Source organism: Bacillus sp. N5-665 (assembly GCF_022637375.2).
GTDB classification, from domain to species: Bacteria; Bacillota; Bacilli; order Bacillales; family Bacillaceae_G; genus Bacillus_A; species Bacillus_A wiedmannii.
Window position 1 is genome coordinate 126128 of sequence record NZ_CP093325.1, and the last position, 12492, is coordinate 138619.

Genomic DNA, 12492 nt, shown 5'->3' on the forward strand with positions numbered 1-12492 from the left:
CTCCTTTTTTAGTGCGTTAAAATGGTGATAGATGTCTTTTCTTTATTAGAAATGATTTTTGCACGTCCACCAATTGGGAAAGTGAAAATCGGGGTTGTATGCCCGAAACTTGCGTTTGCAATGATAGGTATATGTATAAGTTCAGGCTTTGAAGCAATCATTTCTTGAATGTCTTCTATCGTACATTTTGTTCCTTTTTGCATTCTTCCTATAACAATGCCTTTTACATGTTCAAAGTTAGGTTGCTGCATAAGAGAATGTAAATAACGATCAAAAGTGTTAAGGGTAGCTTTTTCAGTTAAACTATCCTCCTCAAGAAATAATATTTTATCCTGTAAGTTTGGCATATATGGTGTACCTTGTAGTAAATTCAATGTGCTCATATTACCACCGATAATCTCTCCAGTTGCTTCGCCTTCATGAATCGAAACATAACCTTCATTTTTAATAAATTCTCGATTTTCCTGATCGATGTACCAAGAATCATCGCTCCATGTTTCAGATGGCAGGACTTCAATAGGTTCATTAGAAGTTAAGCATTTTAAAAAGTAATCAGTCGTATATTCGAGACCTTTCTCCATTCCAAATGAAGAGAAATGGGGGCCTGAATATGTAACAAGTCCTGCTTTTGTGTAAATTGCATTATTTAAAGCGGTAAATATCAGAATAGCCACAGAAAAACTTCGGGTTTTCTCGAATTAAATCATAATCGAGATGTTTCAATAAACCATTAGAGTTGTATCCGCCAAGTGTTGTCAAAACGGCTTTTACATTAGGGTCTCTAAATGCATCATGAAGATCTTGAACACGTGAAGAAATAGAAGAAGAAGCAAATCGATCTATCTCATCAGCATATGTTGAGAATGTAACTTGAAAGCCCATGTCAGTTAATCTTTTTACAGCAAGCTTTCTGTTTTCAGTTGAGACAATACTTAAACTACAAGATGGTGAAATAACTCTAATTTCATCACCTTTTTTCAATTTTGTTGGTAGCACATAATTCACCTCTTTAAATGAAAGAATATTTAGATTTAAAAAATATTTTATCATATGAAATAAGGTGAAGGTGAATTATTTTTTGAAAAGGAGTTTTCCTGATTTTTCAGCAGACAGACAGAGGTTTTTTTTGATATGATAGGAAAAGTGATTTATTATAAGTAGTATTTAATATCTATAACATTTGAAAGGTGTGCAAGACGTGGAGAAACAACTTGCAGGCTTGCCGGTACACGTTCATTTCGTAACAGAAATCCGTGAAGGGGCGAGGAAGGAAACCGTTGCTTTTGAAGCAAATGGTCAATACTATGTAAAAGGTCAAGGTACATATGTAACATTCCAAGAGCCGAACGAACAGGGCGAAGTGAAAACAATTATTAAAATTCAAGATGAACAAGTTCTCATTATGCGTTCAGGTGCTGTTTCAATGCGTCAAACGCATGTGAAAGGTGAATGGACAACTGGTACGTATACGAGTGAACTTGGTACGTTTGCATTGCAAACGAAAACTGATAACGTTCTTTTTAAATGGTCGGATGAAAAGAAAAAAGGACAACTCTTCTTAACGTACGCATTGCTTCTAAGTGAACAAGAAGCTGGCAGATATACAATTACACTTAATTTGAAGGAGGCAAAATAATGAATTCTTTAGAACAAGTAAAAGGATTAATTAAAGAAGAAATTCAAGCTGCTGTATTAAAGGCAGAATTAGCGACAGAAGAACAGATTCCAAACGTTGTATTAGAATCTCCAAAAGATAAAACAAATGGTGACTTCTCTACAAATATGGCAATGCAACTTGCACGCGTTGCGAAAAAAGCACCTCGTATGATTGCAGAAGAATTAGTTGCAAACTTCGATAAAGCAAAAGCTTCTATTGAAAAAATTGAAATCGCAGGTCCTGGTTTCATTAACTTCTACATGGATAATAGCTACTTAACAGACTTAATCCCAACAATCGTTAACGCTGGCGAAGCTTACGGTGAAACGAATACTGGTAAAGGTGAAAAAGTACAAATTGAGTTCGTATCTGCGAACCCAACAGGTGACCTTCACTTAGGACATGCACGTGGTGCGGCAGTGGGTGACACTTTATGTAACGTATTAGCAAAAGCAGGATACGATGTATCTCGTGAGTACTACATTAATGACGCTGGTAACCAAATTCATAACTTAGCTCTTTCTGTTGAAGCTCGTTACATGCAAGCTTTAGGCCTAGAGAAAGAAATGCCAGAAGACGGATACCATGGTGCGGACATCATTGGAATCGGTAAGCTTTTAGCTGAAGAATTTGGTGATCGTTATGCAAAAGCTGATGCAGAAGAAAGCTATGAGTTCTATCGTTCATACGGTTTAAAATATGAGTTAGCAAAACTTCAAAAAGACTTAGAAAGCTTCCGTGTTAAATTTGATGTATGGTTCTCAGAAACATCATTATACAAAAACGGAAAAATCGATGCTGCACTTGCAGTATTAAAAGAGCGTGATGAGATCTTTGAAGAAGGCGGTGCAACTTGGTTCCGTTCTATGACTTACGGTGACGACAAAAACCGTGTATTAATTAAAAACGACGGTTCTTACACATACTTAACGCCAGATATCGCTTACCACCGTGATAAATTAGAGCGTGGTTTCGATAAGTTAATCAACATTTGGGGTGCTGACCACCACGGTTACATTCCTCGTATGAAAGCTGCTATTCAAGCGCTTGGTTACGATAAAGAAACACTTGAAGTAGAAATCATCCAAATGGTACAACTGTACCAAAATGGTGAAAAAATGAAGATGAGTAAGCGTACAGGTAAAGCAGTTACACTTCGTGAGCTTATGGAAGAAGTAGGCGTGGACGCAATGCGTTACTTCTTCGCAATGCGTAGCGGTGATTCTCATTTAGACTTTGATATGGATTTAGCTGTATCAAAATCTAATGAAAACCCAGTATACTATGCACAGTATGCTCATGCTCGCGTATGCAGTATCCTTCGTCAAGGTGAAGAGTTAGGATTAGCTACAGGCGGAGACGTGAACTACAAACTTGTTACTTCTGAGAAAGAAGTAGAGTTACTGAAAAAACTTGGTGAATTCCCAGCTGTAGTTGCGGATGCAGCGCAAAAACGTCTGCCACACCGCATTACAAGCTATGCATTTGAATTAGCAGCAGCATTACACAGCTTCTACAATGCAGAAAAAGTATTAAACCAAGACAACTTAGAATTAAGTAAAGCTCGCTATGAGTTAATGAAAGCAGTACGTACTACACTTCAAAATGCATTAGCAATCGTAGGAGTATCTGCACCAGAAAAAATGTAATAGAAAAAAGAAAAGACGCTTATTTTTTGTTTAGAAGTGATATACGAGTTGACATAAAAACATCTATTCAATGTATAGACTGATTAGATGTCAAAGAAAGAAGACCAACGAAAAGCGGTATAGCTTGATAAGGGGAAGTTGAAACAGAAAAAGAGATGGCAAAGCTATCTCTTTTTCTGTGCCCAATTTTCTAATCTAAATATATGTGATAGTGATGAAGTGAAAATAGAAAAATACCAATTAACTATTGATTTTTAGGAACGATTCTAGAATAATAGACCGTTGGGGGTAAGATTATCAAAAATCCATATATGTATTATTAGTTGGTGGAATGTTACTAGGAAATGGTGTGATTGTTGTGAAAGATATTGTTACAGCTATGCCAAATACTAAAATAACAATGCATCTAACCAAGTATCTAAACAATTAGTAATCAACCTTGAAAACTTCCAACTTAGTCAAGAAACTAGGGGTGGTATGTTTAAAATAGTACATATAGTACAATTAAAGTTTTCATGATTTGATAAAAAATAATGAAAGGATATAAATCTCTCGGTTTTGATATTATCATCACATATAAGCTTATTTTAATTCTTCGACATAGCCATGGAACCCATTAGGCAAAGTGTTTTTTCTCGACACTCATTTATATACTCCAAAAATGAAAAGGCTGAATTTCGTATTTCTATATGATTTATATGAAATCAGTTGACAATCATACCCTTTTTTAGTTACCCCCAAATTCGTTCCACTGTATTCAAATTTGGAGAATATGACTTTCATCTTGCATAGGCAACCAATACTTCATCCAGAGCGTTTTTAATTATATAATGCTTCTTGTTCTACTTGTTTCGGTGTGTAGGTTGGTTGTGTAACTAAACACAAAACGTTTTAACATATGACCAATTTCACCTCAACTCATAATGACAGAAAACGCACCTTCAATGACATCTTTTAGAATACGAGAATCCTAGCATGTTTCACAGTCGTAACCTTCTTCGGCGGATATGCTAAATTCGATTATAGATTGTACTTCTTGTTATTCTTTAGGAGGATAAGTAAGGAAGTTGACCAAATGCATATTTACTGTGAAATAGCTCTTCCATATTTGTCGGCAATGAAATTTTTGCATTTATAGAGCAAGCGTTTGCGTTGGTGATGATAATAGCTATCAAACACATTTTAGTAGAGTGGCTTAATGGCATTGATATAGTGGAATCTTTGTCATAGTATATTTGTTCTAGAATCTAGCAACATTTTATAGGGAGGATAACAGAAAGCATGTATTTAAAAAGGATAACTTCAATTTTTTCGATTATAATGATTTTCATGTTTACTATAGGTCAGAGTCTTTTACCTATAGTAGCAAACGCACAAGAATTAAACACATTAGGACTTGTGGATAGTTTTAAGATTGATAAAACAGATCTTTCTATCGGACAACGGACTAAAGTAACTATAAATTTCAGTGAAAAAGATAGCCTTAAGCTGAAGCCTGGAGACACACTAACATTAACACTGCCTCCAGAATTAAAAGGATTAAATACAGAGTTTCTATTAGATGATTATGGTACTTGTAAAGTCACTGCAGGTACTGTGGTATGTACATTTAATGATAAAGTGAGTACACATCAAAATATTAAAGGGTATTTAAACTTTTTTGTGGAAGCTGCTAATGTAGGAACGGATGAAAAGAAAGAGATTGAAACCAATTTCGGTACAAATGTAGATAAGCAATCTGTAACAATTACCGGCCCAAGCGGTGGTGGGGGGACAGATCCTGGAAAACCACCATTTTTTTATAAAACTGGTGATATGAACTCAGGTAAGAGCGATGAAGTACGTTGGTTCTTGAATATAAACTTGGCTAAAGAAGAGTTAAGTCGTGATATTGTTGTGACTGATAATTTACAGGAAGGTCAAACACTTAATAAGGATAGTTTCTATATAATTGTAGATGATTATATAGGTCGTCGATCTTTAACGCTACAAGAGCTTGAAAAGCAAGGTTACGGAACGATTACCTTTAATGGAGACAAATCATTTAAAGTTGTGCTTAATAAGAATAAAGCGCGTCTTGCCTCCTTTTCGATTGGTTATACATCTACTATAACGGAATCTGGGAAGAAGCAAGAGTTTTTTAAGAATGATTATACGATTGATTACCAAGTTCTAAACAAGGAACCAGTTACTGAATCGGGTACTCATCCAGTCGAAAATATGACAGCTGGTGGTGGTGCTGAAGGTAACGTGACTCCAAAAGGAACACTAAAAATTGTGAAGCATATTGAAGGGGATGAAGAAAAAGTAATCCCAAATGTTTCGTTTAAGTTGTATAAAGAGTCTGATGAACAAGTTGGAGATGTATATAAAACAGATGAAAAAGGGATAATTGAAATCCCTAATTTACAACCAGGTAAATATTATGTGAAAGAAGTTTCAGCTCCAGACTATGTTAATTTCGATCCTCAAGCAAAAGTAATTTTTGAAGTTAAATCAGATGCTGTAAATGGAGTTAAGTTGTCAATTCCGAATAAGGTGAAAACTACATCTATTGCAGGGACGAAGACGTGGAAAGGCGATAACGAGAAAGATCGTCCAAGTTCAATCAAAGTAGAATTACTAAAAAATGAGAAAGTAGTAGACACGAAAGAAGTAACAGCGGCAGATGGTTGGAAATACAAATTTGACAACCTAGCAGCGTATGATGCAAATGGAGTAGCGTACAATTATGAAGTAAAAGAACAACCGATAGATGGATACACAACAGAAGTAAACGGTTATGATATTACAAATACAAAAGTGGTACAAACAACCAAAGTAGAAGGAACGAAAACATGGAAGGACGGAAATGCGGAAGGTCGTCCAACGATGATTAAAGTAGACTTACTACAAAGCGGTACAGTGATTGCGACGCAAGAAGTAAGCGAAGCAACAGGCTGGAAATATGAATTTAAAGATTTGGCGATAAACGATGCAGACGGAAAAGCATATAAGTATGAAGTGAAAGAACAAGCAGTAGACGGATACGAATCCAAAGTTAATGGTTATGACATCACGAATACAAAAGTAGGCAAGACATCAGTTGCAGGAACGAAGACGTGGAAAGGTGGCACAGAGGAAGAGCATAAAGCCATCAAAGTAGACTTACTACAAAACGGTACAGTGATTGCGACACAAGAAGTAAGCAAAGAAACAGGTTGGAAGTATGAATTTAAAGATTTAGTAGCGTTCGATGCAAATGGAAAAGCATACAAGTATGAAGTGAAGGAACAACCGGTAGATGGATACGAATCCAAAGTCAATGGTTATGACATCACGAATACAAAAGTAGGCGAAACAAAAGTAGAAGGAACGAAAACATGGAAAGACGATAACGCGAAAGATCGTCCGGAAATGATCAAAGTAGATCTTTTACAAAACGGTAAAGTAGTAGATACAAAGGAAGTAACAGCGGCAACAAATTGGAAGTATACGTTTGAAAAACTCCAAGCATACGATGCAAACGGAGTAGCGTACAAGTATGAAGTGAAAGAACAAGCAGTACCAGGATATGAATCCAAAGTAAGCGGTACTGATATCACAAATACAAAAGTAGGCAAAACAAAAGTAGAAGGAACGAAGACATGGAACGACGGAAATGCAACAGACCGTCCGACAATGATCAAAGTAGACTTACTACAAAACGGGAATGTGATTCAAACACACGACGTACTAGCAGTAATGGGTTGGAAATATATATTCGCAGATTTAACAGCATATGATGCGGAAGGAAAGGCTTACGAGTATACAGTGAAAGAACAGCCAGTACCAGGATATGAATCCAAAGTAAGTGGTACTGATATCACAAATACAAAAGTAGGTCAAACAAAAGTAGAAGGAACGAAAACATGGAAAGACGATAACGCAACAGATCGTCCAGAAATGATTAAAGTAGACCTTTTACAAAATGGTACAGTGATTGCGACACAAGAAGTAAGCAAAGCAACAGATTGGAAATATGAATTCAAAGATTTAGTAGCGTATGATGCAAATGGAGTAGCATACAAGTATGAAGTGAAGGAACAAGCAGTAGCCGGATATGAATCCAAAGTAAGCGGTACTGACATCACAAATACAAAAGTAGGCAAAACAAAAGTAGAAGGAACGAAAACATGGAAAGACGATAACGCGAAAGATCGTCCGACAATGATTAAAGTAGACCTTTTACAAAATGGTAAAGTAGTAGATACAAAAGAAGTAACAGCGGCAACAAACTGGAAGTATACGTTTGAAAAGCTACAAGCATACGATGCAAATGGAGTAGCATACAAGTATGAAGTGAAGGAACAAGCAGTAGCCGGATATGAATCCAAAGTAAGTGGTACTGATATCACAAATACAAAAGTAGGTCAAACAAAAGTAGAAGGAACGAAAACATGGAAAGACGATAACGCGAAAGATCGTCCAGAAATGATTAAAGTGGACCTTCTACAAAATGGTACAGTGATTGCGACGCAAGAAGTAAGCAAGGCAACAGACTGGAAATACGAATTCAAAGATTTAACAGCATATGATGCGGAAGGAAAGGCTTACGAGTATACAGTGAAAGAACAGCCAGTACCAGGATATGAATCCAAAGTAAGTGGTACTGATATCACAAATACAAAAGTAGGTCAAACAAAAGTAGAAGGAACGAAAACATGGAAAGACGATAACGCGAAAGATCGTCCAGAAATGATTAAAGTGGACCTTCTACAAAATGGTACAGTGATTGCGACGCAAGAAGTAAGCAAAGCAAAAGACTGGAAATACGAATTCAAAGATTTAGCAGCATATGACGCAAATGGAGTAGCGTACAAGTATGAAGTGAAGGAACAGCCAGTAGCGGGATATCAATCTGACGTACACGGTTATGACATCACAAATACAAAAGTAGGCGAAACAAAAGTAGAAGGAACGAAAACATGGAAAGACGATAACGCGAAAGATCGTCCAGAAATGATTAAAGTGGACCTTCTACAAAATGGTACAGTGATTGCGACGCAAGAAGTAAGCAAAGCAACAGACTGGAAATACGAATTCAAAGATTTAGCAGCATATGATGCAAACGGAGTAGCGTACAAGTATGAAGTGAAAGAACAACCAGTAGCCGGATACCAATCTGACGTACACGGTTATGACATCACAAATACAAAAGTAGGCGAAACAAAAGTAGAAGGAACGAAAACATGGAAAGACGATAACGCGAAAGATCGTCCGGAAATGATTAAAGTGGACCTTCTACAAAATGGTACAGTGATTGCGACGCAAGAAGTAAGCAAAGCAACAGACTGGAAATACGAATTCAAAGATTTAGCAGCATACGATGCAAACGGAGTAGCATACAAGTATGAAGTGAAGGAACAACCAGTAGCCGGATACCAATCTGACGTACACGGTTATGACATCACAAATACAAAAGTAGGCGAAACAAAAGTAGAAGGAACGAAAACATGGAAAGACGATAACGCGAAAGATCGTCCGGAAATGATTAAAGTGGACCTTCTACAAAATGGTACAGTGATTGCGACGCAAGAAGTAAGCAAAGCAACAGACTGGAAATACGAATTCAAAGATTTAGCAGCATACGATGCAAACGGAGTAGCATACAAGTATGAAGTGAAGGAACAACCAGTAGCCGGATACCAATCTGAGGTACACGGTTATGACATCACAAATACAAAAATCAAGGACGAACCAAATGTAGATCCAAAAGATCCAAGCACAGATCCAAAAGATCCAAGCACAGATCCAAAAGATCCAAAAGATCCAAGCACAGATCCGAAAGATCCAAGCACAAATCCAAAAGATCCAAACACAAATGCAGACGAAAATAGCGATTCAAAAGTTCCACCTACTACAGAAAATGATAAGCTAACATTACTTCCCAACACAGGAGGAACATCAGCAGAAATGAGTTCAATTCTTGGAGGTATGGTATTGTTCCTTTTAGGTGGAATCCTACTCGCTCGTCAGCGAATAAAATAATAAAAAAGCTTTAGATTATTGATTACACTGTAATCTGAGTAGCTGACAAATTAAAAAATTACTATTGATATTGCTCCCTTTGGGTAAGTATTCAAAAACACTTCACGATAAAGTGAAGGGAAGAATGCAGCCTGAAGGGTTTTTTTATAGAAAAAAGAGAACAATTTCAAGGTGGACTCAATCAGCATCCCTAAAGCGATAACAAAACCGTCTTTAAAAAGCCTATTATCTATTGGGCCATAAGCTTAGAGCGTGGTATCGCATGTAATGTAAGGTCAATGCTATACAATAAATGTGTTTTTATTTATATATTACGATTTTAATTATACACGATAATACTATGTAATAAATATGCTTTTATGCATATTTATTTTTTTTTTTTTTTTTCAATAAATAGCCACCGATTAATCGGTGGCTTGAAATAGTATTAAGCGGCTTTTTGTTTTGTTTTCACGTTAGATTGAAGGCTATTATAGACGCCTGTACCAATGACCTCTAATGCCATTTTCATACGTTCAGGCGAAATGTTTTCCAACACATTATCTTGAGGTGTATGGTATACCTTCTCAATATGATAGATTAATGGATTCCAACTATCGACACCCATCCAGATGAATAGAGCGGCAGGAATACCAACTTCAGCAAACGGTACGTGATCACTAGAGCCAAATTTTCCTTGCAGTACGAGGTCATTATTTAATTGTTTACCTGCTTGCAAAGCTGCGTCTGTTACAAGATTGGGAGAACCGTTAGGCGTCATAGCATATAAATTCTTTGCTTTATCGTAATTTGTTGCAACCATGTCTGCGTTAAAGACACCTAAAATTCGATCGCGTTCTTTTTGGGATAGACTATTAACATAATAATCGGAGCCCAGTAAACCAGTTTCCTCAGAACCAAAAGCAATAAAACGAATTTCTTTATCAGTGTCTACATTTTGAACAGCACGAGCTAACTCTAATACTAATCCTGTACCAGAAGCATTATCGTTTGCTCCAGGTGCTCCAACGACACTATCATAGTGCGAACTTACAACGACAGCTTTTTCATTACCTGTACTGTTTTTGGGTTTCTTTTTAGCGATGACATTTAAGGATTTTAAATTAGATTCATGTCTTGCTTTTAGGGAAAGAAGTGTTGTCTCTTTTTTAGCGATTTCTTCTTTAAATGCATTTCCTTGCGCATAAGCAAGACCAAAGACAGGGATAGACTGTTTTTTCGTTAGGCGGGGATTGAAAGTTTGTCCATAATTTCCGCGTCCGCCAATTAAACTGTATAAAAGAACACCTTTTGCTCCTTTGCTAACAGCATTTTCAACTTGTTTATTATAGTCCGCTACTGTTGTTCCCCGTTCAAATAGAACAATCTTTCCATTTACTTCATTTGGAATATCCTCTAATTTTGTCCCACCTTGAACAAAGATAAGAGGAGCTGTAACAGCTTCTGTAGAAATTAGTGCGTTAGGAGCAGCACCAGCTTGCCAATTACGCTTCGTGGATAATGGGTATTCAATAAATCCAACGTATTGATCCGGCACTTGAAATGGTTGATATTCTACTTCATAGCCCATTGATTTAAGCTGCATACCAACGTAGCGAGAAGCCCATTCTTCTGATTTTGTCCCACCAGGGCGAGGACCAATTGTTTCGGATAAGAAACGGATGTGTTCGATGGCGCGGCTTGCATCAACTTGTTTTGTGATAGGTGAAGTCTGTGTGATTTCTGACGTGGAATCAGCTTTGGCTTGTCCAATTGGAGCTAAGCTAACAGCGAGTGATACAGCAAGTAAAGAGCTTACTATTTTTTGTTTCAAAGATTTTTTCATTTTTTCCTCTCCTATTCTTCTATTCTCTCTGACTGACAAAAGAAGACGGATAACGACTTCATTTTACCGTTATCCTCATTAATTTTCAATATTCTGACATTGAGAAATAAAAAAACGCTATATGCATATTTGCATATTTTTGATGGAGATATGTATGCTATCATTTTAAATGAAGGTTCGCTTTCTGCTTGGAAAGCTCCTACATTGCATGAATCTAGTGTACCCAAACTTTAGATTATGTAGAGAAAAGAATCCTATAGGGTTTCTTTTCTCATGTTTGAATCATGTGATGATAAATATGTTTCCGCATTTCATACTTATTATCAGTGATATATGTAAGGCATCCATATGAAAATACGAGGCTGTTCAAAGGTTTTCCGTACTTTTGGGCAGCCTCACCCCGTTAAAAAGGTGATGCCTTGATGCACCACCTTTTATTTATATAAATTTTTGCATACCTAAAAGTAATAAAAAATAGCCGTTTGGTAGGTTTCTGCTACCAAACGGCTATTTTTTATATTTCTGTTAAAATAATCGGTTCGCCGCGTGTTACAACAACTGTATGTTCACATTGTGCAACAAGGCTTTTATCAGGTGTAACGAATGTCCAACCATCGTCACCGCGCTCAATAATGTGATCAGCTTTCATAGAAATGAATGGTTCTACAGCGATAACAAGACCGTCTTTTAGAAGCGCATTATCCATTGGGTCAAAGTAGCTTAAAATGTGGTTCGGTGCTTCATGTAAGCTAAGACCAATACCGTGACCAGTTAAGTTTTGAATTACATTATATCCATTTTTATGTGCAAAGTTTGAAACAGCACGACCAATTTGGTTTTGTTTGGAACCAGCCTTCACCTTTTTCATTGCTGCCCAAAATGCATCAACCGCTGCTTGGCAAAGCTTTTCTTTTGCTTCATCTTCTCCAAGTACAAATGAAATACCTGTATCTGCATAATAGCCATCAAGTGCAGCAGATACGTCGACATTTACTAAGTCGCCTTCTTTTAATACGCGATCTCCTGGAATACCGTGAGCAACTTCTTCGTTTACACTAATACAAGTTACACCTGGGAAATCATATTCTTTTTCAGGTGCAGAAATAGCACCATGCTCATCTAATACTTTTTTACCAATCAAATCAAGCTCTTTCGTTGTCATACCTGGCTTCGCTTCTTTTTTCATTTCTTCACGTGCAAGTGCAACGATGCGGCCGATTTTTCGTAAGCCTTCTAAATCTTGTTCATTACGAATAATCATGAAAACCACTGTCCTTCCTCGAATATATATCTTACCCGATTGTATCATGTTTATTTTCGTCCTGCTACTCGCTTGCGGTATGTAGGTTGAT

At 36.8% G+C, this 12492-nt stretch carries 5 protein-coding genes and 1 pseudogene; 3 read left to right on the forward strand and 3 right to left on the reverse strand.

Going from position 1 to position 12492, the window contains the following annotated elements; genetic code table 11:
- Nucleotides 1-8: 8 nt before the first annotated feature.
- Nucleotides 9-996: pseudogene (locus MNO09_RS02895) on the reverse strand (S66 family peptidase).
- 202 nt (nt 997-1198) lie between these two features.
- Here MNO09_RS02895 and MNO09_RS02900 point away from each other — a divergent pair.
- From MNO09_RS02900 to MNO09_RS02910, 3 genes are all read left to right on the forward strand, one after another.
- Nucleotides 1199-1636, forward strand: coding sequence for a YwiB family protein (locus tag MNO09_RS02900; RefSeq protein ID WP_000414868.1), 438 nt, complete (start codon nt 1199-1201; stop codon nt 1634-1636).
- Nucleotides 1636-3306, forward strand: coding sequence for an arginine--tRNA ligase (gene argS, locus MNO09_RS02905; protein ID WP_001086441.1), 1671 nt, complete (start codon nt 1636-1638; stop codon nt 3304-3306). Before MNO09_RS02900 ends, argS begins: the two co-directional genes overlap by 1 nt.
- Nucleotides 3307-4587: 1281 nt before the next feature.
- Nucleotides 4588-9315 (forward strand): Cna B-type domain-containing protein, encoded by a 4728-nt coding sequence (locus tag MNO09_RS02910; protein ID WP_241950085.1) that lies wholly within the window; start codon nt 4588-4590, stop codon nt 9313-9315.
- A 427-nt stretch (nt 9316-9742) separates the two neighbouring features.
- On the opposite strand, the gene MNO09_RS02915 is transcribed toward MNO09_RS02910, so the two are convergent.
- Together MNO09_RS02915 and map are read right to left on the reverse strand one after the other, a co-directional pair.
- Nucleotides 9743-11140, reverse strand: coding sequence for a M28 family metallopeptidase (locus MNO09_RS02915; RefSeq protein ID WP_088107518.1), 1398 nt, complete (start codon nt 11138-11140; stop codon nt 9743-9745).
- 514 nt (nt 11141-11654) lie between these two features.
- Entirely contained in the window at nt 11655-12449 is a 795-nt protein-coding gene (gene map / locus MNO09_RS02920; protein WP_002096176.1) for a type I methionyl aminopeptidase, read from the reverse strand.
- Nucleotides 12450-12492: the final 43 nt, after the last annotated feature.